Origin of the sequence: Prauserella marina (assembly GCF_002240355.1) — a bacterium.
Taxonomy (GTDB): domain Bacteria; phylum Actinomycetota; class Actinomycetes; order Mycobacteriales; family Pseudonocardiaceae; genus Prauserella_A; species Prauserella_A marina.
Genome location: NZ_CP016353.1, coordinates 1,060,576 through 1,084,172 on the forward strand (window position 1 = coordinate 1,060,576; position 23,597 = coordinate 1,084,172).

Annotated in this window: 24 protein-coding genes, 2 tRNA genes and 1 other RNA gene; 16 read left to right on the forward strand and 11 right to left on the reverse strand. The window is 66.4% G+C overall.

Features of this window, described 5'->3' with window-relative positions:
- Positions 1-47: 47 nt before the first annotated feature.
- A complete protein-coding gene (locus BAY61_RS04780; protein ID WP_091810798.1) occupies positions 48-572 on the forward strand; it encodes a M48 metallopeptidase family protein in 525 nt (174 codons plus the stop codon).
- A gap of 3 nt (positions 573-575) precedes the next feature.
- Here the strand turns inward: BAY61_RS04780 and BAY61_RS04785 are convergent, their stop codons facing one another.
- Positions 576-1,973, reverse strand: a complete 1,398-nt coding sequence (locus BAY61_RS04785; protein WP_091810781.1) for a zinc-dependent metalloprotease — start codon at positions 1,971-1,973, stop codon at positions 576-578.
- Positions 1,974-2,113: 140 nt separating this feature from the next.
- Here BAY61_RS04785 and BAY61_RS04790 point away from each other — a divergent pair, with 140 nt between their 5' ends.
- Positions 2,114-3,259, forward strand: coding sequence for a YlbL family protein (locus BAY61_RS04790; protein WP_091810780.1), 1,146 nt, complete (start codon positions 2,114-2,116; stop codon positions 3,257-3,259).
- Positions 3,260-3,368: 109 nt separating this feature from the next.
- Here BAY61_RS04790 and BAY61_RS04795 read toward each other — a convergent pair whose 3' ends face one another.
- Entirely contained in the window at positions 3,369-3,929 is a 561-nt protein-coding gene (locus BAY61_RS04795) for a PPA1309 family protein (protein WP_091810779.1), read from the reverse strand.
- A 156-nt stretch (positions 3,930-4,085) separates the two neighbouring features.
- Between BAY61_RS04795 and BAY61_RS04800 the strand changes: the two genes are divergently transcribed.
- The 9 genes from BAY61_RS04800 (at position 4,086) to BAY61_RS04840 (ending at position 12,446) form a co-directional block, all read left to right on the forward strand.
- Entirely contained in the window at positions 4,086-7,031 is a 2,946-nt protein-coding gene (locus tag BAY61_RS04800; RefSeq protein WP_091810778.1) for a UPF0182 family protein, read from the forward strand.
- 68 nt (positions 7,032-7,099) lie between these two features.
- Positions 7,100-7,173, forward strand: a tRNA-Met gene (locus BAY61_RS04805).
- 251 nt (positions 7,174-7,424) lie between these two features.
- Positions 7,425-7,498, forward strand: a tRNA-Met gene (locus tag BAY61_RS04810).
- Between the two features lie 157 nt (positions 7,499-7,655).
- Complete coding sequence (locus BAY61_RS04815) at positions 7,656-8,153, forward strand: PadR family transcriptional regulator (RefSeq protein ID WP_176879938.1); 498 nt, start codon at positions 7,656-7,658, stop codon at positions 8,151-8,153.
- Positions 8,154-8,215: 62 nt separating this feature from the next.
- Positions 8,216-9,325 carry a peptide chain release factor 2 gene (gene prfB, locus BAY61_RS04820; protein WP_091810777.1) on the forward strand — a complete coding sequence of 370 codons (1,110 nt, stop codon included), beginning with the start codon at positions 8,216-8,218 and terminating at the stop codon, positions 9,323-9,325.
- Between the two features lie 64 nt (positions 9,326-9,389).
- Entirely contained in the window at positions 9,390-10,079 is a 690-nt protein-coding gene (ftsE, locus tag BAY61_RS04825; RefSeq protein WP_091810776.1) for a cell division ATP-binding protein FtsE, read from the forward strand.
- A gap of 79 nt (positions 10,080-10,158) precedes the next feature.
- Positions 10,159-11,058, forward strand: coding sequence for a permease-like cell division protein FtsX (ftsX, locus tag BAY61_RS04830; RefSeq protein WP_091810775.1), 900 nt, complete (start codon positions 10,159-10,161; stop codon positions 11,056-11,058).
- Positions 11,059-11,073: 15 nt separating this feature from the next.
- Positions 11,074-11,556, forward strand: a complete 483-nt coding sequence (gene smpB, locus BAY61_RS04835) for an SsrA-binding protein SmpB (protein WP_091810774.1) — start codon at positions 11,074-11,076, stop codon at positions 11,554-11,556.
- Positions 11,553-12,446: an amidohydrolase family protein gene (locus BAY61_RS04840; RefSeq protein ID WP_091810773.1), complete on the forward strand. Its 894-nt coding sequence runs from the start codon at positions 11,553-11,555 to the stop codon at positions 12,444-12,446. Before smpB ends, BAY61_RS04840 begins: the two co-directional genes overlap by 4 nt.
- Here BAY61_RS04840 and BAY61_RS04845 read toward each other — a convergent pair.
- Both BAY61_RS04845 and BAY61_RS04850 read right to left on the reverse strand, forming a co-directional pair.
- Positions 12,443-13,714 carry an acyltransferase family protein gene (locus BAY61_RS04845; protein WP_091810772.1) on the reverse strand — a complete coding sequence of 424 codons (1,272 nt, stop codon included), beginning with the start codon at positions 13,712-13,714 and terminating at the stop codon, positions 12,443-12,445. The two genes, BAY61_RS04840 and BAY61_RS04845, sit on opposite strands and share 4 nt — an antisense overlap.
- Positions 13,715-13,806: 92 nt before the next feature.
- Positions 13,807-14,271: a MarR family winged helix-turn-helix transcriptional regulator gene (locus BAY61_RS04850; protein WP_245865796.1), complete on the reverse strand. Its 465-nt coding sequence runs from the start codon at positions 14,269-14,271 to the stop codon at positions 13,807-13,809.
- 72 nt (positions 14,272-14,343) lie between these two features.
- Here BAY61_RS04850 and BAY61_RS04855 point away from each other — a divergent pair, with 72 nt between their 5' ends.
- A complete protein-coding gene (locus BAY61_RS04855; RefSeq protein WP_091810770.1) occupies positions 14,344-14,715 on the forward strand; it encodes a cupin domain-containing protein in 372 nt (123 codons plus the stop codon).
- A 117-nt stretch (positions 14,716-14,832) separates the two neighbouring features.
- On the opposite strand, the gene BAY61_RS04860 is transcribed toward BAY61_RS04855, so the two are convergent.
- From BAY61_RS04860 to BAY61_RS04870, 3 genes are read right to left on the reverse strand one after another with little or no spacing between them, the layout of a single operon-like run.
- Positions 14,833-15,474 (reverse strand): response regulator transcription factor, encoded by a 642-nt coding sequence (locus BAY61_RS04860; RefSeq protein ID WP_091810769.1) that lies wholly within the window; start codon positions 15,472-15,474, stop codon positions 14,833-14,835.
- A 27-nt stretch (positions 15,475-15,501) separates the two neighbouring features.
- Positions 15,502-16,659: a sensor histidine kinase gene (locus tag BAY61_RS04865; RefSeq protein WP_245865800.1), complete on the reverse strand. Its 1,158-nt coding sequence runs from the start codon at positions 16,657-16,659 to the stop codon at positions 15,502-15,504.
- Positions 16,656-17,360, reverse strand: a complete 705-nt coding sequence (locus BAY61_RS04870) for a sensor domain-containing protein (RefSeq protein WP_091810768.1) — start codon at positions 17,358-17,360, stop codon at positions 16,656-16,658. The genes BAY61_RS04865 and BAY61_RS04870 overlap by 4 nt, the downstream gene beginning before the upstream one ends.
- Before the next feature lie 163 nt (positions 17,361-17,523).
- Between BAY61_RS04870 and ssrA the strand changes: the two genes are divergently transcribed.
- Positions 17,524-17,894: a transfer-messenger RNA gene (ssrA, locus tag BAY61_RS04875) on the forward strand.
- A 157-nt stretch (positions 17,895-18,051) separates the two neighbouring features.
- Here the strand turns inward: ssrA and BAY61_RS04880 are convergent.
- The gene (locus tag BAY61_RS04880; RefSeq protein WP_091810767.1) at positions 18,052-18,603 is read right to left on the reverse strand and encodes a hypothetical protein; all 552 of its coding nucleotides are present in this window, start codon (positions 18,601-18,603) and stop codon (positions 18,052-18,054) included.
- A 173-nt stretch (positions 18,604-18,776) separates the two neighbouring features.
- Positions 18,777-19,826, reverse strand: coding sequence for an NAD(P)-dependent alcohol dehydrogenase (locus BAY61_RS04885; RefSeq protein WP_091810766.1), 1,050 nt, complete (start codon positions 19,824-19,826; stop codon positions 18,777-18,779).
- A 104-nt stretch (positions 19,827-19,930) separates the two neighbouring features.
- Between BAY61_RS04885 and BAY61_RS04890 the strand changes: the two genes are divergently transcribed.
- Both BAY61_RS04890 and BAY61_RS04895 read left to right on the forward strand, forming a co-directional pair.
- Complete coding sequence (locus BAY61_RS04890) at positions 19,931-20,530, forward strand: TetR/AcrR family transcriptional regulator (protein WP_245865803.1); 600 nt, start codon at positions 19,931-19,933, stop codon at positions 20,528-20,530.
- Positions 20,531-20,618: 88 nt separating this feature from the next.
- Positions 20,619-21,479, forward strand: coding sequence for a TIGR03620 family F420-dependent LLM class oxidoreductase (locus BAY61_RS04895; RefSeq protein ID WP_091810764.1), 861 nt, complete (start codon positions 20,619-20,621; stop codon positions 21,477-21,479).
- Here BAY61_RS04895 and BAY61_RS04900 read toward each other — a convergent pair.
- The gene (locus BAY61_RS04900) at positions 21,438-22,271 is read right to left on the reverse strand and encodes an NAD(P)-dependent oxidoreductase (protein WP_211323650.1); all 834 of its coding nucleotides are present in this window, start codon (positions 22,269-22,271) and stop codon (positions 21,438-21,440) included. The genes BAY61_RS04895 and BAY61_RS04900 overlap by 42 nt on opposite strands.
- A 118-nt stretch (positions 22,272-22,389) precedes the next feature.
- On the opposite strand from BAY61_RS04900, the gene BAY61_RS04905 reads away from it, so the two are divergent.
- Positions 22,390-22,770 carry a winged helix-turn-helix transcriptional regulator gene (locus BAY61_RS04905; RefSeq protein ID WP_091810762.1) on the forward strand — a complete coding sequence of 127 codons (381 nt, stop codon included), beginning with the start codon at positions 22,390-22,392 and terminating at the stop codon, positions 22,768-22,770.
- On the opposite strand, the gene BAY61_RS04910 is transcribed toward BAY61_RS04905, so the two are convergent.
- Positions 22,758-23,528 (reverse strand): IclR family transcriptional regulator, encoded by a 771-nt coding sequence (locus tag BAY61_RS04910; RefSeq protein ID WP_091810761.1) that lies wholly within the window; start codon positions 23,526-23,528, stop codon positions 22,758-22,760. The two genes, BAY61_RS04905 and BAY61_RS04910, sit on opposite strands and share 13 nt — an antisense overlap.
- Positions 23,529-23,597: the final 69 nt, after the last annotated feature.

Consider the following 23,597-nt stretch of genomic DNA (forward strand, 5'->3'; position numbering starts at 1 on the left):
GGAATCGGGACAAGAACACGCGCCAGTCTCCCGTCCCCGAACAGAAGATCGAGGTGCGGCGGAGCGCGCGCCGCCGCCGTACTGTCACCGCCTACCGAGACGGTGACACTCTTGTCGTGCTCATCCCGGCGAAGATGAGCAGGGCGGAGGAAGAGCACTGGGTCGCCGAGATGCAGCGCAAGCTGCAGCGGACGGAAAACAAGAGGGCCTCGCCCGCGAGGGCCTCCGACGAAGCCCTGCTGATGCGCTGTGCGGAGTTGTCGGGGCGGTACCTCGACGGCACCGCGAAGCCGGCCAGTGTGCGCTGGGTTCCGCCCATGCGAACCCGGTGGGCGTCGTGTACTCCGGTCGATCGCACGATCCGCGTCAGCGAGCGTCTGCAGACGGTGCCCTCGTGGGTACTCGACTACGTCCTCGTGCACGAACTCGCGCATTTGCGGGTAGCGCAGCACAACGCCCGGTTCTGGGCGCTCGTGCGGCGCTACCCGAAAACGGAGCGTGCCATCGGTTATCTGGAGGGCCTGTCCGCCGCGGAGGGGCTGGCGATGACGGGGGTGGAAGGAGCGGACTGACGGTCAGTCCGCCTTGCCCTTGCCCTCGTCAGGGTCGCCCGGGTCGGTGGAGTCGTCTTTGGCCTGCTCTTCGGACTTGGCCCGCTCCTCAGCGCGCTGGGTGCGTTCGAGTTCGGCGATCGGGTCGAGGTCGTCGCCTCCCGCTCCGTTGCCGCCGAGGCGTTCCGAGAACTCCAGCGGATCGTCGAGGTCGTCGGCGGTGGGCATCAGGTCAGGGTGTGACCACAGCTGGTCACGCTTGTCCATGCCGTGCTGATCGCCGACCAGCTTCCACAGTGCCGACGACGCCCTCATGCGCCTGGGCCGCAGTTCGAGACCGACGAGGGTCGCGAAGGTCTGCTCGGCCGGGCCGCCGGTCGCCCTGCGCCTGCGCAGCGTTTCCCTCAGCGCGTCGGCGCCGGGGAGGCGATCCCCGACGGCCTCGGCCACGACGACATCGACCCAGCCTTCGACCAGTGCGAGCAGGGTCTCCAGCCTGCCGAGCGCGGCCTGCTGTTCCGGGGTGGTCTGCGGCTCCAGCAGTCCCGAAGACATGGCCTGTTCGATGCTGGCAGGGTTGCTCGGGTCGACCTGGCCGGCCAGTTGCTCCAGCGCCGAGGTGTCGACCGTGATGCCGTTGGCGAACTCCTCGACCGTGGCGAGCAGCCGCTGCCGCAGCCATGAAATGTGGGCGAAAAGTCGCTGGTGGGCCGCTTCGCGCGCGGCGAGAAATACGACGACTTCGCTGCTCGGCCGTTCAAGACCCTCGGTGAATTTCTCGATGTTCGCCGGAAGCAGAGCCGAAGTGGCAGCAGGACCGAGGGGGAGCCCGACGTCGGTGGAGGTGAGGACTTCCGAGGCGAGCTCGGCCAGTGCGTTTCCGAGCTGGGAACCGAAGGCCATGCCGCCCATCTGGCCGACCATGGAAAGCAGCGGCCCTGCAGCCTGCTTCGCCTCCTCCGGAAGCGCCTGCATCCACGCGCTCGACACCTGTTTTGCGACCGGGTCACAGAGGCGCTGCCAGGTGGGCAGGGTCTTGTCCACCCAGTCGCGAGCGGACCACGCCGCGGTGGTGGATGCGCCCGCGGGCAGGATGGTCGCCTCGTCCAGCCACAGTTCGGCGAGATGGGCCGCGTCGCGTACCGCGCTGTCGCCCGACTTGTCCTCGGGGCCGAAGCCGATCTTGTCGCCGCCCTTGTCGTTGAGGCGTTGCATCGCGATCTGCTTCGCCAGGTCGTAGTTGACCGGACCCGACGACGTGCCTGCCTGGCTCAACATCTGGCCGAGCTGGCTGAGCATCTGCCCCAACTGCTGGAACGCGTCGGCGCCTGAGCCAGGCTGTTCGCCGCCGGAGTTCGACGGCTCGTTTTCACGACGCTTATCAGGGTCGGGAAGACCGAACCCGAACGGTGGGTTGCTCATATCACCACCGTACGCGGAAGGCCAGGGCCGTGGCTGCCCGGAGGCAAGCCCGCCGTCGCGGTCCGTGGTCAGAAGGCGGTCGCCGCGTCGCGGGGAGACCTGCACCATGGCCTGACAACCGTCACCGTACGCTATGGCCTGTGAGCGAGCCCCGCGACAACGCACCGACGTCAGCAGCCACGACGGCGAGCGACGCGGCCGAGGCGGCGGCGACGCCGGCCGGTGGCGGTGAACAGCCGCGCCGATCAAGGACAAAGCTCAGCAGGCGGGGCTGGACGCTCGTGTGCAGCAGTGTCTTGATTGTCGCGTTCGTGCTGGTAGGAGCTTTGGTTCGGGTGCCGTACGTCGCGCTTGGTCCTGGCCCCACGTACGACACGCTCGGCGCTGTCAACGGCGAGGACGTCGTCTCGATCGACGGCCAGCGCACCTATCAGACCGACGGCGAACTGCGGATGACCACCGTCTCGCTCAACGACAACGTCACCTTGTTCGGGGCGATCGGCCTGTGGGTCAGCGGCAGGTATGCGGTCGCGCCGCGTGAGGAGTACTTCCGGCCAGGCGAGACCGACGAGCAGGTCCGCAAGGAGAACGTCAAGCAGTTCCAGGATTCGCAGAGCAACGCGGAGGTCGCCGCGCTGCGCAGGCTCGGCTATCCGGTCAAGGTGATCGTGCAGGAGGTCGTGTCGGGCAGTCCCGCCGACCGGGTTCTTGAGCCGGGCGATCAATTGGTCGTCGTCAACGGCGAGCGCATCACGAATGAGGACGACGTTCGCTCGGCGCTTGCCGGTACGCGGCCGGGCGAGACGGTGTCGCTCACCTTCGAGCACGAGGGGCAACCGCAGCGCACCGAGACGATCACACTGGGCAAACATCCGGACGAGGGGCAAGAACAGGGTTTCGTCGGCATGCAGCCGATCGATCGCGCGGATGTTCCGTTCGACGTCAACATCTCGCTGGAGGATGTCGGTGGCCCTTCCGCCGGTTTGATGTTCGCGCTGGCCATCATCGACCGGCTCACCCCTGAGGATCTCGTCGCGGGCGAGCACGTGGCGGGGACCGGCGAGATCACGGAGAAAGGCGAGGTCGGCGCGATCGGCGGGATCTCGTTCAAGGTGGTCGCGGCGAGAGAAGCCGGAGCCACGGTGTTCCTCGTGCCGCGAGCGAACTGCGCGGAAGCCGCATCGGCCGCTCCCGAGGGACTCAAGCTGATCAAGGTTTCCAACCTCGACGGGGCGGTGACCGCGCTGGAGGACCTTCGACAGGGACGGCCGACGCCCTCATGCTGACCCGGGCCACCGTCAAACGAGCAAGGGAGCTTTGCTGCCGCGAAACGGCAGCAAAGCTCCCTTGCTTATTTCCGGGGTGGCCGGGGAGTGGCCAGGGTGGCGGGTTTGGTCACGGGAGCAGGGTCGCGCGCAGTGCATCGACGAGATTCGGCGCGAGTTCCGGGTGCGCGATGATCTCGTCGGTTTCCTCGCCGGCTTCGTCGACTCCGCGCAGCCTCATGACGCACGACGCGGAGCCGTCACGCAGCACCGCGGCGACAAGCCTGGCCTCGGTCCGCCGCGGATGGTCGGCAGCCGCCTTCCTGAGGCGTTCGATGTCGCCCGCTCCGCCCGCCTCGTCGACCGCAGGCAATTCCGCCTCCGCGTCGGGCGGCAACACGATGATCTCCTGCGCCAGCGCGCAGCCCCGCACGACGTCCGGCCAGGCGATCCGGGCCAGCGCGTCGGCGAGGTCGTCTTCGGGAAGTTCGTCCTGGGCGACCGGCGTCAACGCGCTGTCCGCGTCGAGTTGCCCGGCCAGTTCCGGCTGCTGCCGCAGCAACTCCGCTGTCGAGACGAGCGCGAACAACTGGGGGCGCTGGTCCCAGCCCGCCGCGGCGACGAACTCCTCGACTTCGCGTGCGAGGGCGGACACATCCGCTGGCCCCGCAGTCTTTTCGCTCTCCGTCATGGCGCCCATCGTGTCAGGTTCCGACGTCCCCTACCGGGCCGCCCGGTTTGGGGGGTTTCGGGAACTCGGGGACGTGTCCGTACAGTTAGGTAATCATGGGACGCTCGCCACGCTGGCGCCCCGATTACGTCAGTATCGATTACGGGAGTGTGCGTAGTGGCCACCCGGCCCCCAGTCAGCCTGCCGAAGCTGTCCCGGCGAGCCCGCATCCTGCTGATCATCGCGGCCGCGATAATCCTGATGCTGCTGCTGGGCGCGAGATTCCTTGATACCTACGTCGACTGGCTGTGGTTCGGCGAAGTCGGCGCCCGCGGTGTCTTCACCACGATCTTGTTCACCAGAATCGTGCTTTTCGTGGCGACCGGCCTGCTGGTAGGCGGCCTGCTCGCGGTGAGCCTGCTGATCGCCTACCGGACCCGGCCGGTGTTCGTGCCGGTTTCCGGTGCGGACGATCCGCTCGCGCGGTACCGCACGGTCGTCGCGGCGCGCCCGAAACTGTTCGGCATCGGCATTCCTGTCATCGCCGGACTGATCGCGGGCTTCTCCGGTCAGGGCAACTGGCAGGTCGTCCAGATGTTCATGAACAGCGAGAGCTTCGGCCGGACCGATCCGCAGTTCGGCCACGACATCGGCTTCTACGTATTCCAGCTCCCGTTCTTCGGCTGGCTGCTCGGCTGGCTCTTCGTCGCCATCGTGGTCGCGTTCGTCGGCGGCCTGCTCGCGCACTACCTCTTCGGCGGGGTGCGGCTCGCCGGCAGGGGCGGCGCGATCTCGGGCCCCGCCAGGGTTCACCTCTCCATCCTCATCGGCGTTTTCGTCCTCTTCAAGGCCGCCGAATACTTCATGGACCGGTACAACCTGCTGCTTTCCAGCCGCAACGACCTGTTCACCGGCGCGACCTACACGGACCTGAACGCGGTACTGCCCGCGAAGCTGATTCTGCTGTGCATTTCCGTGTTCTGCGCGATCGCGTTCTTCGTCGGCGCTTTCATGCGCAACATCCAGTTGCCCGCCATCGCGCTCGTCCTGTTGATCCTCTCCGGTGTCATCATCGGCGTCGCCTGGCCCGCCGTTCTTGAGCAGTTCTCCGTGCGGCCCAACGCCAACGAGAAGGAAGCCACGTCGATCCAGCGAAATATGGACGCGACGCGCTTTGCATACGGTCTCGACAATGTCGAGTACGAGAATTACAGCGGCAGATCCGAGGCGACGGGACAGGAAATCCGCGCCGACGAGGGCACCATCCCGAACATCCGGCTGCTCGACCCGAACGTGCTGAGCCCGACCTTCACTCAGCGCGTCGGCAGGGAGAACTTCTACGGATTCCCAGAGAAGCTGGACATCGATCGCTACGAGGTCGACGGTGAGTTGCAGTCCTACATCGTCGCCGCGAAGGAGATCAACACCAACGGGCTGAGAGAAAACCAGCAGACCTGGATCAACCGGCACCTGGTGTACACGCACGGAAACGGTTTCGTCGCAGCCCCAGCCAACACGATCGACAGGGCGATCGAGGGTGCCAACAGCGACGGCGGATACCCGTTGGCGCGCACCAGTGACACCCAGAACCCCAACGGATCGGGAATCCAGGTCGACGAGCCGCGCGTCTACTACGGCGAGCTGGCCACCGACTACGCCATCGTCGGCGGACAGCCGGGGCAGGCTCCCGGCGAGTACGACACGGCCACCGACCGCAGCTACCTCTACCAGGGCACCGGTGGCGTGCCGATCGACAACTGGTTCAACCGGCTGGTTTTCGCCGCGCAGTACGGAGAACGCAACATCCTGTTCTCCGATGCGATCAGCGAAGGCTCGAAGATCATGTACAACCGCGACCCGAGGGAAAGGGTCGAGAAGGTCGCTCCGTGGCTGACGGTCGACGGCGATCCGTACCCCGCGGTGATCGACGGGCGCATCAAGTGGATCGTCGACGGCTACACCACGCTCGACAACTACCCCTACGCCCAGCGGACCTCGTTCGGCAACGCCACCGAGGATTCGTTGAGCGGCGTTCCGCGCCAGCAGGACAACCAGGTCAACTACATCCGGAACTCGGTGAAGGCCACCGTCGACGCGTTCGACGGCAACGTCGACCTCTACTCGATGGATGACAACGAGCCGGTCTTGAAGGCCTGGCGAAGCGTGTTCCCCGACACCGTGAAGTCGGAGTCGGAGATCTCGCCGGAACTGCGGCAGCACTTCCGGTACCCGGAGGACATGTTCAAGATCCAGCGGGAACTGCTCACCAAGTACCACGTCCGGAACCCGCAGGAGTTCTTCTCCACCCAGACGTTCTGGAACGTGCCGCAAGACCCGACGCAGGAAGGCGGGCTGGACCCGAACTCCGACGCCGCGAAGCAGCCCGCGTACTACATGCTGGCTCAGGCCCCGGGGCAGGAACAGCCGACCTTCCAGCTCACCAGCGCGCTGACGCCGCTGGCGAGGCAATACCTCGCGGCATGGGTGACGGTGTCGTCGGATCCCGACGACTACGGAAAGATCAATGTGCTGAGACTGCCGACGGACGGCAGCGTTCAGCTCGAAGGGCCCGTCCAGGTCCAGAACGCGTTCCAGAGTAATCCGAAGTTCACGCAGGACAGGACCCTGCTGGGTAACCAGAGCGTGGACATCATCTACGGCAACCAGTTGACGTTGCCCGTGGCGGGTGGATTCCTCTACGTCGAACCGATCTACATCCAGCAGCGCAACGCGCAGAGCTATCCGCAGCTGGCCAGGGTTCTGGTGTCCTACGGCGGAAAGATCGGGTTCGACTCGACTCTGAACGGCGCGCTCGACGACTTGTTCGGTGAGGGCACCGGCCAAGCCGCGACAGGACCGGCGCAGGATGAGCCCGCGGTGCCGGATGACGAGACCGATACGTCGACACCGCCGCCTTCGGAGACGAACGAACAGTCCGTGCCGCCGGCGAACGGTGGCGGGGACAATGCCGACCTTGAGCAGGCGGTCGCCGACATCCAGGCGGCGTTGACCAAGCTCAAGTCGGCGCAGCAGTCCGGCGACTTCGACGCACAGGGCCAGGCCCTGGCCGAGCTCGATGCCGCCGCGCAGCGTTATCAGGATGCCGAGCAGGCGGGCGGTTGAGCCGCTGATCGGGTGAGGGACCCCTCTTTGCGCCCTGGAAAAGCCAGGGCGTAGAGTAGGGGTCACAACGCGGGGTGGAGCAGCTCGGTAGCTCGCTGGGCTCATAACCCAGAGGTCGCAGGTTCGAATCCTGTCCCCGCTACGAAAACAGAAGGCCCGTTCCGTGAAACACGGAACGGGTCTTCTGCATTTTCACCCGAGTGCCGCAAGGGTGGAGGTCTCGACTGCCCGAATTGGACCAGTCGCCTGCGCCTTGTGCCGATGGGCTCTGCGCTCCGTCGGCTGGGTCCGTTCGGAGTCATACTGACCGCCGTTCGGAGTCGAGGTGCGACTGTTCGGGGGCCCCTGTCGGGGCCTTTTCGGCCGTCAGGTATAGTTCTTTTTACACAACGACGCGGGGTGGAGCAGCTCGGTAGCTCGCTGGGCTCATAACCCAGAGGTCGCAGGTTCGAATCCTGTCCCCGCTACTGATTGAAAGAAAAGGCCCCGATCCACTGGATCGGGGCCTTTTCCGTGTTCAGGGGCGGTGTGGGTCCGGGAAGGGTCTTTGACACAGCGGTTCCACAATGGACCAAATGGCAGACCACAGTGGACAGAAAAGCGAAGACGTGGCACGGTGGATACGTGTCCGATTTGAACGCAACCGCCGCAGCACTGCTTGGTCTGCTGCACGATGGCCCTGCCACCGGTGGCGAGCTCGTCGCTGGGGCTGAGGAACGCTTTGGCACGTTCTTCAGCGTCACGAGGAGTCAGGTCTACCGGGAACTCCCCGCGCTGCATCGAGAGGGCCTCGTGCGGCTCGGCAAGCAGGGACCGCGCTCCAGCCAGCAGTACCTCATCACCGCCGCAGGAAAGAAAGCCTTCAAGGCATGGTTGACCAGTGACTCTGGTCCTGATCACCTGCGCAGCCCGCTGATCCTCAGGGTCGTGCACTCCGGTGTGCTGACGCAGAAGCAGCGCGCCACGCTCTTCGAGTCCGCGCGCGCCACCTACACCCAGGAACTCGACGAAGCCAAGGCCGCGGTCAAGGCCGCGAGTGACCCCGTCGCGAAGGCAGTGGCGGAGTTCGGCCAGACGCACGCCAGGGCCGCGCTGAAGCTTCTGGACGCCGTCGCAAGCTGAAAACAGGCAAGTACGTGCGGCCGCCGCGAGCGGCCGCACGATTTGCCGTAACCTTGTCGGTTGTGAGTGTTGAGTTCGAAGCCGCGCTGAAAGATCTCGGTGGCAAACTGACGCAGGTCGAGTCCGTCATGGATCTCGAATCGCTGCGCAAGGAAGTCGCGGAGCTCGAAGAAGAGGCCGCGAGGCCGAATCTGTGGGACAACCCCGAGACCGCCCAGAAGGTCACCAGCCAGCTCTCACACAAGCAGGCCGAGGTCCGCAAGGTCAGCGACCTTCGGCAGCGGCTGGACGATCTGGGTGTGCTCTATGAGCTTGCTGAGGCTGAAGGGGACACGGGGAGCCTCGCCGAGTCCGAGAGCGAACTCAAGAACCTGACGAAGGACATCGACGCACTGGAAGTGCGGACGCTGCTCTCCGGCGAGTATGACGAGCGTAACGCCGTCGTCACCATCCGTTCCGAGGCAGGCGGCGTCGACGCCGCCGACTGGGCGGAAATGCTGCTGCGCATGTATCTGCGCTGGGCGGAGCGGCACGGCTATCCGACCGATGTCTACGACATCTCCTACGCCGAAGAAGCCGGTATCCGGTCGGCGACCTTCAAGGTGACCGCGCCGTACGTGTACGGGACGCTGTCGGTCGAACAGGGCACCCATCGGCTCGTCCGGATTTCGCCTTTCGACAACCAGAGCCGGAGGCAGACGTCGTTCGCGCACGTCGAGGTCCTGCCGGAGGTGGAGGAAGTCGACCACGTCGACGTGCCGGAGAAGGACATCCGCGTCGACGTCTACCGTTCGTCAGGGCCTGGTGGACAGAGCGTCAACACCACGGACTCCGCGGTGCGCATCACACACTTGCCGAGTGGCATTGTCGTCTCCTGCCAGAACGAGAAGTCGCAGTTGCAGAACAAGGCGGCGGCGATGAAGGTGTTGCAGGCAAAACTGTTGCTACGCAAGAAAGCCGAGGAGCGCGCGGAGCTGGATGCGTTGCGGGACGGCGGATCGAGCTGGGGCAACCAGATGCGCAACTACGTCCTGCACCCGTATCAGCAGGTCAAGGACGTGCGCACCGGTTACGAGATCGGTAATCCCTCCGCCGTTCTCGACGGTGACCTCGACTCGTTCCTCGAAGCGGGCATCAGGTGGCGCAAGCAGCAGGAGAACAGCGCGGCCTGACGACTTGCCGCTATGGGCGGAGGCAACCTGGGCTTAACGAGCGCCGTGGGTAGTATGGCCGACCGTGATCCGCCTCGATTCTGTATCCAAGGTCTACAAGACCTCGACGCGCCCCGCACTTGAGAGCGTCTCGGTCGACGTGGACAAGGGAGAGTTCGTCTTCCTCATCGGCCCTTCGGGCTCGGGGAAGTCGACGTTCCTCCGGCTTTTGCTGCGGGAGGAGGTGCCCAGCAGGGGCCGGGTGATGGTGTCGAACTTCGACGTCGCCAAACTTCCCCGGCGCAAAGTCCCCCGGTTGCGCCAAACGATTGGCTGCGTCTTCCAGGATTTCCGGCTGCTGGCCAACAAGACGGTCGCCGAGAACGTCGCGTTCGCGCTGGAGGTCATCGGAAAGCCGAAACGGACCATCGACAAGGTGGTTCCCGAGGTGCTCGAACTCGTGGGCCTCGACGGCAAAGCCGACCGCATGCCCAACGAGCTCTCCGGTGGAGAGCAGCAGAGGGTGGCCATCGCCCGTGCGTTCGTCAACCGGCCGCTCGTGTTGCTTGCCGACGAGCCGACGGGAAACCTCGATCCCGACACCAGCCAGGACATCATGCTGCTGCTGGAGCGCATCAATCGCACCGGCACCACCGTCCTGATGGCGACCCACGACCACTCCATCGTCGACTCAATGCGCCGCCGCGTCGTCGAACTGCACCTCGGCAAGGTGATTCGTGACGACAAGCGAGGGGTGTACGGCGTCGGTCGCTGATCCCCCGCAGCGACCAGCCGGCATCCGGTAACAACCCGCCCACCCCGAAAGCCCCCGACCCAAGGAAACCCTTCCTCCGATGCGCGCCAGTTTCGTGTTCAGCGAGGTCATCACCGGTCTCCGCCGGAATATCACGATGACCATCGCGATGATCCTCACCACCGCCATCTCGCTGGGTATGTTCGGCGGTGGCCTGCTCTTCGTCCGAACGATCGACAAGATGAAGGTGGACTACCTCGACGATGTCGAGGTCACGGTCTTCCTCACCGAAGACATCAGTGCCAACGACCAGAACTGCACCGGTGAGCCGTGCGCGACCATCCGGCAGTCCCTTGAACAGAACCAGGCCGTCGAGTCGGTCGTCTACGAAGACAGGGCGCAGGCATACGAGCGGTTCAAGCGCATCTTCGAGGGCCAGCCCGAACTCGTCGAACTGGCAAGGCCGGAGGCTCTGCCCGCCTCGTTGCACGTCAAATTGTTCGATCCGGCGCGAAGTGACGTCGTCGTGCAGGAGTACGCCGATCAGGCCGGTGTGGCCAAGGTGGACGACCAGAACAAGTTCCTCGACCGGTTCTTCGGCCTGCTCAACGCAGGAAGGAACGGCACGTTCATCATCGCGCTGATAGCGGCGCTCGCCGCCGTGCTGCTGATCGCCAACACCATCCAGGTTTCGGCGTACACCCGGCGCACGGAAGTGGGAATCATGCGGCTCGTGGGTGCCACGCGCTGGTATACCCAGTTGCCGTTCCTGCTGGAGGCGGTGGTCGCGGGTGTCTCCGGTGCGATCCTCGGGATCGGGGGTCTCGTCGCCTTGAAATACGTGGTGCTCGACCGCATCCTTGAGGCGACGGGGGGTGCGATACCCAAGGTCGAGCTGATCGACGTGCTGTTCCCCGTCGCGCCGATCCTCATCGGGGTGTCGATGCTCATCTCGGCGATCACCGGGTACGTAACTCTGCGGCTTTACGTGCGCCATTAGGACTAGAGTCGAAGCATGCCCAAAGAAACCGGTCGCAAGGTGATCGCGTCGAACCGCCGCGCGCGGCACGACTACTCGATCATCGACACGTACGAGGCCGGTGTCGTACTCGTCGGGACCGAGGTGAAAAGCCTGCGAGACGGCAAAGCCTCGCTCGCCGACGCGTTCGCGACGGTGGACGACGGCGAGGTTTTCCTGCGCGGCCTGCACATTCCCGAATACGCACAGGGCACGTGGACGAACCACACCCCGCGCAGGACTCGCAAGTTGTTGCTGCACCGAGGTGAGATCGAGAAGCTCATCGGCAAGACGAAGGAAGGCGGCGTCAGCCTCGTTCCGCTGTCCATGTACTTCAAGGACGGCAAGGTCAAGGTGGAGCTGGCGCTCGCGAAGGGAAAGCGGGCCTACGACAAGCGGCAGAGCATCGCCAAGCGTGATGCCGAGCGCGAGGTCCAGAAGGCCATGGGCCGTGCGGCCAAAGGGAAGTACCGGCGTTGAGCCCTGAATCGGATGCCGAGATCGCGTCGTGGGTGCGCGATCTCGGTCTTCCGGGCCTGGTCGACGTTCACGTGCACTTTCTGCCGGAGCGCATGCTGGAAAAGGTATGGGCGTTTTTCGACAACGCCGGTGAGAACTACGGCATGGCGTGGCCGATCCACTACCGCCAGTCCGAGCAGGACCGGCTCGCGACCCTGCGCTCGTTCGGGGTCGAACGGTTCGCGCCGCTGGTGTACCCGCACAAGCCGGGGATGGCGGAGTGGCTCAACAGGTGGGTGCTGGAGTTCGCGGAACGGGAACAGGACGCTGTGCCGACCGCGACGTTGTTTCCCGAGCCGGGCGCGCCGTCTTATGTGGAGTCGGCGCTGCGCGCGGGTGTTCGTTGCTTCAAGGCGCACGTTCAGGTGGGCGCCTACGACCCGAGGGACGCCATGCTCGACGAGGCATGGGGTTCGATAGCCGACGCCGGCGTTCCCGTCGTGATCCACTGTGGACATGGCCCGAGGAGGGGCGAGTACACGGGGCTCGACGTGTTCGGCGAGGTCCTTGCCCGGCATCCGGATCTGGTGACCGTGCTCGCGCACGCGGGTATGCCTGATTACGCGGCGGCGCTGGCGCTCGTGGACCGCTATCCGCGGGTCTACCTGGACACGACGATGGTCGGGGTGCCGTTCACCGAGGAGTTCATGCCGGTGCCTCCCGACTGGGCCGCCAGGCTGGCCGACGTCGCGGACCGGATTGTGCTCGGTACCGACTTCCCGAACATTCCCTACTCGTACGCGACCCAGTTGCGGGCAGTCGCGGGATGGGCGAACGCGGAGGAACGGCTCGGTGAGCCATTCCTCCGCGCCGTGTTGTACGAGACACCGGCCAAGTTGCTCGGGCTCTAGCCGACGGTGGCCGCACGGGCTCGGCTGACGGTCGTCGTGCTGAGCAGGAAGCCGGCGACGACCAGGACTATCCAGATGGCGGGATCGCCACCGAATCCCTTGGCCGCGAGACCGAGCAGCCCGCCGGAGGCGAGCAAGCCCGCTGTCGCGAGCTGCCAGGTCGGCACGGACGCGGTCGCCGGTCCCCTCGCGGATTCGAAGCGGCCGAACACCGCGAGCAGGCCGACGAGCACCAGCCCTGTCGCGGCCAGCCACAGCGGGAGCATGACGAACCAGCGCAGGCTGCCCGGATCCGGCGTCGCGTAGTCCATGGCCAGTACGGTCAGCCCCGACACGACGACCAGGGCGGGCATGTGCCACAGGTAGATGCTCATGAACCGGGGGCCGATCCAGCTCAGTGCGGAGCCGATCGCGCGTCGTTCGGCGATCCGGTTCAGCGCGGGGCGCGCCGCGAGCGCGAGGCCGATCTGGCCGACCGCGAGGGTTACCAGGCACAGGGTGGGCGGGCTCATGTTGGATACGGCCGCGCCGGGCATTCCGATCATGCTGGTGGCGTAGGGGCCGAAAGCGACGAGCAGCGCGGTGGCGGCGAAACCGGCGCCTGCCATGGTGAGTGCGCCGCGTCGGCTGAGCCTGCCGAGCGCGCCGTCGACGTAGTGGAAGCCGAGCTGGTGTACGGCGAGCCAGACGAACACGGCGTTGGCGTAGCCAGCGAGGCCGAAGACGTCGAAGCGAACGACGTCGATCAGCGCGGCGGCGACGCTCAGCGCGACCGGAACACCGAGGCCCCATCGCCGGTGGGCCGCCGCCATCAGCGGGGTCGCGAGCACCGTCAGCAGGTACACGGCCAGGAACCACAGCAGCTGAGCCGCGATGGCCGAGGCGACGGCGACCGGTTGCCCTGCGACGCCGAACGCGGTGAGGACCTTCGGCACGACGAGCCACACCGCGAAGAGCGGGAGCACGGGCAGCAGGAGTCTGCCGAGCCTGCTCGCGAGCCAGGAGCGCGGTGATGATGCCCTGCGGAGCGAGATCAGGTTGGCCGCTCCGCCCGCGAAGAACACGAGCGGCATGACCTGGGAGAGCCAGGTAATGACCCACCAGCCGGGTGTCGCGAGCGCGTTGCCCGTGGTGAGCGTGCCGCCGGAGTAGTCGAGGACCGGCATCGCCCAGTGCTGGATCACCACGCCGAGGATGGCTATGGCTCGGATGACGTCGAGGAAGCGATCCCGGGTGTGCTGGCGTGGATCCAGCCGGCTGATTGACATGGGCCAAGCCTGGTCGGGAAAGGCTTCCGGCACAGCCATGCAGCCCGCCGTATCGATCTTCCGGTTTTCGCCTGGCGATGGTGGGGGCTGCCCTACCAGAGGGGCCGTAGCGGCACGGGTGCTCCGCCGGAGGTCGCGTCGGTGAGCGTGGTGAGGTCGTCGTGGAGCCTGTCGAGGCGGTCGGGGCCGATGAGGGTGGCCCACCGCTGTTCGATTTCGGTCCAGGCCGCGACGACGCGGTCGACACACTCCCGGCCGCGGGCGGTGAGGCTGATGGCGCGGGCGCGCCGGTCGGTGGGGTGTGGGCGGCGTTCGACGTAGCCGCGCTTGGTGAGTTCGTCGATGAGCTGGACGGCTGCCTGTTTGGTGATGCCGAGGTGTTCGCCGATGTCGACGGCCGTGGCGGTCGTATGGAAGGACAGGTACTGGAACACGAAGCCGTGTGCGGGGCGTACGTCGAAGCCCGCCGCGGCGAGCTGTTCGTGGACCCGGTCCATGACGGCGCGGAAGCTCGTCGCCAGCAGCGCGGGGAGGTGTCCTGTCGACAAGGTAGTCAACTTTCTTGACTATATGGTCAGGTCGCTTTACTGTATAAGTGGTAAAGCTACTTGACTATCGCTGGAGGGGTCATGACGCTGGCGACCTATGCGGACGCCCCCGTCTTCACCAACGCCGGATTCGTCTTCCGGCCGCTCGCCGTCCCGAGCAGAGGGTCGGCCGAGCTGGCCGTGTGGTTGCTCGAAGCGGCACCGGAGGCGACGAGCGAGTCGCATACCGTCGACCGTGAGGAAGTGTTCGTGCTGCACGAGGGAAGGGTGATCGTCGAGGTCGACGGCGACACGCATGAACTCGGTCCCGGCGATGCGGCCATGTCGGTGCCCGGCAAGCCGTTGCGGTTGCGCAACCCCGGTGCGGAACCGGCGCGGCTCACCGTGTGCACGTCGAAGGGCATCACCGGGGTGGTCGACGGGGTCACCATCGAGCCACCATGGGCCCGCTGAGCGGCACCGGCAGGCGCGGACGGGCGCCCGACAGGCACCGTTTCGGAGCAAGGGAGCTTTGCTACCGCCAAACGGCAGTAAAGCTCCCTTGCTTCTACTGTCCGGGTGGGTGGCCGGTCAGCGGCCGAGGTAGGTGAGGACGGCGCGGACGCGGCGGTGTTCCTCGGAGCTGGCTTCGAGGCCGAGTTTCGCGAAGATGTTGCCGATGTGCTTTTCGACGGCGCCATGTGAAACCACGAGCGTGCCCGCGATCGCCGTGTTCGAAAGGCCCTGCGCCATCAAGCCGAGCACCTCCGACTCGCGGCTGGTGAGCGCGTCGAGTGGGTTCTTCTTTCCCCTGGCCATGAGCTGGGCGATCACTTCGGGGTCGATCGCCGTGCCGCCACCGGCGACTCGGCGCACCGCGTCCAGGAACTCCGCGACATCGGCCACTCGCTCCTTCAACAGGTATCCCACGCCGCCCGCGCCCGCGGACAGCAGTTCCACCGCGTACGTCTCCTCGACGTACTGGGACAGCACCAGCACCGGAAGGCCCGAGATCAGCTCCCGTGCCCGCAGTGCCGCCCTCAGCCCCTCATCAGTGAACGTCGGCGGCATTCGCACATCGACGATCGCCAGGTCAGGACTATGTTTCTGGATCGCTTCGAGCAGGTCGTCGCCGTTGTCCACCGCGGCGGCCGTGTCGATGCCCTCGTCGGCGAGCAGTCGCTGCACCCCAGCGCGCAACAGAACAGCGTCCTCGGCGATGACCACCCGCATCCAAGCTCCCCAGTGGCGAGGCGCAGCTCACCACGTGCATGGCAGGTCCGCTCGAACGACCGTGGGACCACCGGGTGGGCTGACGACGGAAATGACGCCGTCAATCGTTGCAGCCCGGTCGGCAAGCCCGGCAAGCCCACCCCCTTCGCGCATCCGCGCGCCACCGTTTCCGTTGTCGGTCACCTCGACCACCACGGTGTCCTCCGTGCGCCACACCTTCACGCCTGCTTCCGTCGCGCCCGCGTGCTTGGCGACGTTCGTCAACGTCTCGCCGACGATGAAGTACGCGGTGGTCTCCACGGCGGCCGGTGGTCTCGGCTCCACGTCCACGGTCACGTCGACGTGGATGGGTGATTTCGCCGCCTGCGCCGACAGCGCCGCGTCGAGCCCTCGGTCGGCGAGTACGGCGGGATAGATGCCCCTCGCCAGGTCGCGCAGCTCGGACACGGCCAGCTTGGCGTCCGTGTGTGCTTCGTCGATCAGACTGCGCAGGTCGTCGGGATCGCCGCTGAGTTTCGACTTCGCCCTGCCAAGGCTCATCGCGACCGACACCAGCCGCTGCTGCGCCCCGTCGTGCAGGTCTCGCTCGATCCGCCTTCGCTCCGCCTCAGCCGCGTCGACGCCGCGCGCGCGGGACGCTTGCAACCGTGACGCCCTCGCCTCCGCCTTGCGGGCTTTCGGCGGCCCGAGCAGGGTGAGCGCCATCCGCCCGTGCAGCCAGCCCAGCGCCGGGGCGACCCAGATCGCCATCGGCACCAGGATGATCGAAACCAGGCCGATCGCGAATTCGAGGATCCCCAGCGGGAGCACCAGCATGAGGTAGCCGAAATCGCGCCAGGTCGTCGGATCGGTCAGCGCGCCGAGCCAGCGTCGCAAGAGCCCGCCCTGGACCTTCAGCCGTTCCACGTCCGGCACGTTCGTGTTGAGCATCGACCTGACCCAGCGTCGCTCCACGTCGCCGAACCACCTGGTCAGATACGTGGTGGCCAGCAGGATCGGAATTCCGACCCAGACGATCGTGGTGACGATGCCGACGGCGGTCAGCGTGAAGATGAGTACGAACTGCACCAGCCGCAGCGGGAAGCTCGCCACCATGAAGACGATCGTGTGGAAAGGCGACGGTCTGGACTGTTCCGCGAGGTCGTCTCTTCCCGCCGCTGGTCGATCCGGCGCCGGCGTGCTCATGACTCCGCCACTGGCCCGCTCGCCCGGACCGAGGGCGTGAAGGGGACGAAGTTGTCGGCCTCCCGCATCTGCCGTGGTGTCGGGCCGAGCATCAGCCTCGCGAAGCGCACGTGCGCTGACGCGAGCGCCCTGGTGATCGCGATCGTCAGCGCGAGGCACAGCAGCCCCAGCGCGGCCCACGGCAACGCCGACAACTCGGAATCGACCGTGATCCAGCGCAGGTCGAAGGAGGGGAAGAAGTAGGCGCCCTCCGGCAGGAACCGGTAGTAGACGGGAAGCCCGATGAACCCGAGCGACAGTGCCCACGACACCGCCAAGATCGTGAATTGCGCGATGCCGATCGGGAACAGGAGCACGAAGTAGGTCATGTCCCGCCACGTCGACTGGTCGGCGATGCGTGCCTTCCACCGCGCCTTCTGGTCGCCCTCCGGCAGCGTCCGGTAGGGGAGCGGGACGTAGGCACCGAGCATCGAGTAGACCCTGGCCCTTTCGGTCCTCGCCGCCGCTCTCATGCCCACGAGCAGCAGCGCGAGTACCGGGATGCCGATCCAGATGATCAACGTGGTGGCGCCGACCGAGCCGAGCGCCACGATGGCGACGAAACCCGCGATCCCGATGGGAAGGTTCAGCAGCAGAAAGCCGAGTGAGCCGAACAGCGGCGGACGGCTTTGGTCCCTCTCGGTCGTCGGCTCGTCGTTCATGGCTGGCATCCCTTCTGTGGCGGCTGGATACCAGTGTGTCCGCGCTGGCGGGTGGCAACCATCGTGTGTGCTGGCCTCTCCCGGGTGGGGCTGGCCCTACCCTGAAGGTCGGAAATTATCGAGTTGCGCCTGGCGTTATCCTGGCAGGTAGCAAAACCCTGAAGGGGGTGAACGGTTTCGACTCTGGACGTTGATCCAGGGGAAGCGTGCCGGTGCAGGCAACGACCACCGTGAGCGTCGTCGCAAAAAAATAAGCGCCAAGACGAATAGTCAGCGCGACTTCGCCCTCGCCGCCTGAGCGAGTGCGAGTCTGTCGGCCCGGGTAAGCCTTCGACCCGGTATGCCGGCATCAGCTAGAAGGCTTACCGCCGGTCCCGGCCACGGGGACCGGTTGGGAAATGAACAGTGGCTGGGCCCGTCACACCGGCTTGTTCGCGTGACCGGAGGGGCCGAGTAGAGGCACAGCGAACTGCGCACGGAGAAGCCCTGGAAAGGCGACAGAGGACCCGGGTTCAATTCCCGGCACCTCCACGAGAAGAAGCGCCCTGCTCACGCAGGGCGCTTCTTCTCGTTTTGGGTTCGTCGCGGGGGCGGAGCCGCCGCAGGCCCCGGGTTGGCCGCGGACCAGCCTTTCCGGCGGCGTTGCAATGAGCTCCCTCAACGTCCACCGATGCAGTTGTCGGAGCGCGCCTCAGCCGTTGAGGGAGAGAAACGCGTTGTAGTAGTCCGACCAGGTGTAGCGCTTTTCGTAGGTTCGGTCCGTCTCGAAGTCGGTGATGTTCGCCGTCACGATCTGGCCCAGGTCCTCGTGCGGCTCGACCCCGATGTCGTCCGGAACCCGCGTCCACGTCGGCGGGCTTTCGACGGCCCCCAGCAGTCGCACTTCGGGGTCGGCTGTCATGCCGATCAGCGCCCTCGTGTACTCCGAGTTCGGCACCCCGCATTCCACGAGCATCAGGGCATCTTCGGTACCGTCCCCCGTCACGTCGGCGAACACGATGTCGCGTTCCGGCGTGAACCGGTACAGGTGGTCGGGGAGATGGGCTTCACCGTCGGCGAACTCCACCACCTGCTGGGGGCACGGCCCGATTTCGGGCACCTCGAACGTGGCGGCGTGCCAATCGACGTCGCGTACGCCGCCCTCTTGCGGAGCCGCAATCGCTTGCGCACCCGAGAACGCCATCAACGAGGTGGCGAACACCGCACCGAACGCCACGCTTGCCCGCCTCGACAGTCCCTTCATCACAATCCCCAGTCCCTCCGGTCGTCCTTGAATGACGGCGCCGACCTGCCGCCACTTTCCACGAGACGCACTACCACCGCGCCGGGGTTGCCCGACGTCGTGGGGATTCGAGCGGTGAAAGACCGGCGAGCGCTCACGAGAGCGCTCGCCGGTCTTTCCTGCCGGTAGCCCGGTCAGGAACCGATGGTCGCGGTGTCGATGACGAAGCGGTACCGCACGTCGCTGCTGGCCACCCGCTCGTAGGCGGTGTTGACCTGGTCGGCGGCGATGGTCTCGATCTCGGCGCCGATCCCGTGCTCCGCGCAGAAGTCCAGCATCTCCTGGGTTTCGGCGATACCGCCGATCATGGAGCCGGTGAGTATCTTGTTGCCGCCGATCAGCGAGAACGCGCTGTAGGAAAGCGGCTCTCCTGGTGCGCCGACGTTCACCATCGCTCCACCGACTTTCAGCAGGCTCAGGTAGGCGTCGACCGGCAGCTTCGCCGAGACGGTGTTGAGGATCAGGTCGAACTGGCCCGCGAGCCGGCCGAACGTCGATTCGTCACCGGTGGCGTAGTAGGCGCTCGCGCCGAGCCGGACGCCGTCTTCCTGCTTCTTGAGGCTCTGGCTCAGCACCGTGACCTCGGCGCCCATCGCGACGGCGAGCTTCACGGCCAGGTGGCCGAGACCGCCGAGCCCGACGACCGCGACCTTCTTGCCGGGACCGGCACCCCACCGGCGCAACGGCGAGTACGTCGTGATGCCCGCGCACAGCAGGGGAGCGGCGACGTCGAGCTCGATTCCCTCAGGAATGCGGCACACGAAGGCGTCCTTCACCACGATCTGCCTGCTGTAGCCGCCGTAGGTGTTCTCGCCGTCGAAGCCGACGCCGTTGTACGTTTGAATGTTGCCCTTGACGCAGAACTGTTCCTGGTCAGCCCGGCAGTTCTCGCATTCGCCGCACGAGTCGACCATGCAGCCGACACCGACCCGGTCGCCGACCCGGTACTCGGTCACGCCGGAGCCGACCTCGGCAACCACACCCGCGATTTCGTGACCGGGAACCATCGGGAAGATGGCGGTCCCCCAGTCTTCCTGAACCTGGTGGATGTCGGAGTGGCAAATGCCGGCGTAGGCGATGTCGATCAGGACGTCATCAGGGCGCAGGTCGCGCCGCTGGATCGTGGTCTGTTCGAGCGGTGCGCCCGCGGACGGCGCGGCGATGGCGTGTGTCGTTGTGCTCATCAGACCTCCTGGTTATGGTTCAAAGAGCCCAATGTAACTGGCCTCTTACATTCACGACGTAAGAGGGCTCTTACTTATTCCGATCGAAAGAAGTGGTCCAGGTCATGGGCGAGCGATACCACCACGGCAACCTGCGTGCCGAGCTTGTGCGCGTGTCCCTCGATCTGATCGCCGAGCAGGGGCTGCGCGGGTTCTCCGTCGCCGAGGTGGCCCGAAGAGCCGAGGTCAGCCCCGGCGCTCCCTATCGGCACTTTCCGGAACGGGGAAGTCTGCTGGCCGCCGTGGCGACCGCCGTGGCCGGCCAGCTGGCCGACCGGGTCCGGAACGCGGCGGAGGGGTTGGCCGACCCTGTCGACGCGCTCGCCGCGGGCTGCGGCGCCTACACGGAATACCTGATCGAACGGCAGGCCGGGATCAATGTCATCTACGCCGACGGGCTGCAAGGAGGCGAGCACGAACAACTGCACGAGCAGACAAGGCGGTTGACCGACCAGTTCCTGATGTTGTGCCTCACCGTCTCCGATCACCCCGCGAGCGCGCTGGAACTCATGGAGCAGCTGTTCACCCAGGCACACGGTTACGGCATGTTCTGGCTGGAGGGCGTTTTCGCGCGGCACGGTTATTCCGCCGAACAGGTCGTGCGCAAATCCGTTGCCGCCGCCCGAGTCGTGATCGAAGGACACCGGTACACCACTCGCGGCTGACCTGTTCTTGATCTCCAGTTATGTCGAGGTCGCAGACTCGGAGTCCTCCGGTTCCGCCGCGGTGCCGGGACGACCGAGAGGAGCAGCGATGAAAACAGCCGGTCTCGGGCCGGTCGGGGTGGCGCTCAACGTGTCGGCCGACAACGCGCATCTCGCGGAGGCGGCCGAACTGGAGGCGCTTGGCTACTCGGCCGTATGGCTGCCGGGAGGGGATATCGACAGCCTCGGCCGGGTCGGCGATCTGCTCGCCGCGACCACGTCGGTGCGGGTCGGAACGGCCGTCATTCCGCCCGACGTCTACGACGCGGACGCGGTGGTGACCGCTTACGCCCGGTTCGAGCGCGACCATCCCGGCCGGTTCCTGGCCGGGTTCGGATCACCGCAGCGGGCGCGGCAGCTCGCATTGCTGGGCGGCTATCTCGACCGGCTCGACGCGGCGGAGGAGCCGGTTCCTCGACGGCGAAGGCTGCTCGCCGCGCTCGGTCCTCGCAAGCTCGCGCTCGCCCGCGATCGCGGCGCCGGAGCGGTTCCACTGCTCGTGACCCCCGGCTACACCGCGTGGGCCAGGCGGATTCTCGGTGAAGAGGCGACTCTCGTCGTCTACCAGCTCGCCGTCGGCGATACCGATGCCGCGCGTGCCCGGCGGACCGCGAGGAAACCGACCCTTCGTGGCCTGACGGGCGTCGGCGGGTACCCGGAGAACATGCGGCGGATGGGCTTCACCGCCGAGCAGATCGCCACGCTCGACGACGCGCTCGTCGACGCTCTGATCGGCTGGGGTGACGACGCCGCGATCGCCGCGAGGGTCGGCGAACACCTCGAAGCCGGAGCCGATCACGTCGTACTCGGCGTACTGCACGACGGTGATCAGCCCGGCCCGGCCGAACTCGCCCGCGGGCTTGCCGCGTCAGGCGTTCTCGGCGAGCAGTCGCCGAGCGGCCGACAGTAGATCCGGCGTTTGGCCGGCTTCGACGGCCGAGCGGTTGATGAGGTCGATGGCCCCCGCCGTGAATTCCGCGCTCTGCACGGGCTCGTACTCTTCCGGCGTATCGATCTCCCGTGCCTGCTCGGTGAGGACCGCCGCCACCGCCTGGAGAAACGGGATCGCCATCTCCGCAAGCGTCCCCGCCGATCCGCCCACTGTGCGCACCATCCGGCCGCCCTGCTTGAAGCCGCCGAACATCGCGTACATCGTGCCGAGTATCGCGGTGTCGTACATGGCGGCCATTCCCGGATCGGATCCGACGAACGTGGCCGTGCCCCAGTTTTCCAACAGGTGCCGGTACTGCTCGAAGTCGTGTTCGTCCCCGCTGTAGAGCACGAGGGAGGCCGCTGTGCCGATCATTTCGGGGGACGCCATGAGCCCGCCGTCGACGTAGCCGATCCGGTACTGGTGTGCCCAGGTGGCGAGGGCGCGGGCCTCGTCGGGGGTCGTCGTCGTGACGTTGACGACGATCCGTCCGCTGAGCGCGTCGGTCACCGGGTCGAGTTGCTCGTGCACGGATGCCTCGTCGAGCAGGCAGACCACGACGAGCGGGGATGCCTTCACCGCGTCCTCGACCGTCGAGGCGATCTTGCCGCCCGCAGCCACGACGTCGTGTGCTTTGCCGGGGGTCCTGTTCCACGCGGTCACGGAATGGCCTGCTGACAGCAAGTGGGTGGCGAGGGCTTGGCCCATCGCGCCCAGCCCGAGGACGGTGACCTCGGTCGTGCTCGTGCCGCCCTGGGATGACGAAGTCAAGATATCTCTTCTCTCTCAACGGAATTCAACGGCAATAGCCTCGCCTCATGCACTACTATTCAACAAGTACTGACTTCAAAGTCAGGTACTGTGCTGAAGGTAAGTTAGGAGAGCGCGCATGCGAAGGAAGGCCAGGCCGTACGCGTGTGGCATCGACGCCGCGATAGACGTCATCGGCGGAAAGTGGAAGGTGCTCATCCTGTGGGCGCTGCACGACGGCGCGAAGCGGTTCGGCGAGCTGCGGCGGCTCGTGCTCGGCGTGACCGAGAAGATGCTCATCCAGCAGCTGCGAGAGCTTGAGACCGACGGCATCGTGCACCGCGAGGTCTACCACCAGGTGCCGCCAAGGGTGGAGTATTCCCTCACCGAGCTGGGCATATCGCTCAACGACGCGCTCGAACCGCTCGGAAATTGGGGCGCCCGGCACATGGATCACATCGTCACGTGCGCGAGAGAACCGGTCCCTGAGCACGGATCTCGGCAGGTTCAGCCCGGCTGACCGCCGATTCTGCTCGTCAGCTCGCTCGCGGCCCTGCGAACCTGCTCGGCGAGTGAGGGCCAGGTCTCGGTACAGGCATCGCCGTCGCACAGGTGACGCAACGTGACGCCGACGGAGGCCAGTGGCCTGCCGCCGTGGTCGAAAACCGGATGCGCCACCGAGGCGAACCCCTCGGTGACGTGCCCGTCCTCGACGGCCCACCCGAGTCTGCGATGTGCGCCAAGCAGTCCGCGCAGCTCGGCGAGGGTTCGCGGACCCCTTCCGGTGCGCCGCACGAACGCCGAAGGCGCGGGGAACAGTGCCCGCACGTGTGCGGCGGGCAGGTGACAGAGCATGGCCCTTCCCGAAGCGGTCAGGTGCGAGGGCAGGCGGACGCCGACGTCGGTGACCAGCGTTTCCGGAACGGCGGGTCGTTCCTTGACCAGATAGAGCAGCTCGTTGCCGTGCAGGATGCCGAGTTGCGCGGTATGCCCCACCTTGTCGACGAGCCTGCGCAGCACCGGCCCGGCGAGCCGTTCGAGCGGATCGTGCCGCAGATAGGCGGAGCCGAGTTCGAAGGCGGCGATGCCGAGGCCGTACCTGCGTTCGGCGGGAAGGTGAACGACGAAACCGGCCGATTCGAGTTCGCCGAGGAGGTGGTAGGTCGTCGATCTCGGCAGGCCGAGTTCGCGGGCGAGCGCGGCAGCCGAAACGGGACCCGCGTGCCCGGCGAGCGCGCCGAGGAGGGCGAGGCCACGACGCAGCGCGGGGACGCTCATACCCCTCCTGTCTGGAATCCGAGACACAACCGGCTTACCGAACAGGATGCGCGCTGTCTCGCGGAGTGC

Coding starts and splice junctions, on each gene's coding strand:
- BAY61_RS04860 (WP_091810769.1), bottom strand. CDS start 15,474: ATGCGGGTGGTCATCGCCGAGGACGCTGTTCTGTTGCGCGCTGGGGTG.
- BAY61_RS04885 (WP_091810766.1), bottom strand. CDS start 19,826: ATGAGCACAACGACACACGCCATCGCCGCGCCGTCCGCGGGCGCACCG.
- BAY61_RS04795 (WP_091810779.1), bottom strand. CDS start 3,929: ATGACGGAGAGCGAAAAGACTGCGGGGCCAGCGGATGTGTCCGCCCTC.
- BAY61_RS04865 (WP_245865800.1), bottom strand. CDS start 16,659: ATGAGCACGCCGGCGCCGGATCGACCAGCGGCGGGAAGAGACGACCTC.
- BAY61_RS04905 (WP_091810762.1), top strand. CDS start 22,390: ATGCGAAGGAAGGCCAGGCCGTACGCGTGTGGCATCGACGCCGCGATA.
- BAY61_RS04845 (WP_091810772.1), bottom strand. CDS start 13,714: ATGTCAATCAGCCGGCTGGATCCACGCCAGCACACCCGGGATCGCTTC.
- BAY61_RS04785 (WP_091810781.1), bottom strand. CDS start 1,973: ATGAGCAACCCACCGTTCGGGTTCGGTCTTCCCGACCCTGATAAGCGT.
- BAY61_RS04895 (WP_091810764.1), top strand. CDS start 20,619: ATGAAAACAGCCGGTCTCGGGCCGGTCGGGGTGGCGCTCAACGTGTCG.
- BAY61_RS04870 (WP_091810768.1), bottom strand. CDS start 17,360: ATGAACGACGAGCCGACGACCGAGAGGGACCAAAGCCGTCCGCCGCTG.
- BAY61_RS04910 (WP_091810761.1), bottom strand. CDS start 23,528: ATGAGCGTCCCCGCGCTGCGTCGTGGCCTCGCCCTCCTCGGCGCGCTC.
- ftsX (WP_091810775.1), top strand. CDS start 10,159: ATGCGCGCCAGTTTCGTGTTCAGCGAGGTCATCACCGGTCTCCGCCGG.
- BAY61_RS04855 (WP_091810770.1), top strand. CDS start 14,344: ATGACGCTGGCGACCTATGCGGACGCCCCCGTCTTCACCAACGCCGGA.
- BAY61_RS04880 (WP_091810767.1), bottom strand. CDS start 18,603: ATGAAGGGACTGTCGAGGCGGGCAAGCGTGGCGTTCGGTGCGGTGTTC.
- smpB (WP_091810774.1), top strand. CDS start 11,074: ATGCCCAAAGAAACCGGTCGCAAGGTGATCGCGTCGAACCGCCGCGCG.
- BAY61_RS04890 (WP_245865803.1), top strand. CDS start 19,931: ATGGGCGAGCGATACCACCACGGCAACCTGCGTGCCGAGCTTGTGCGC.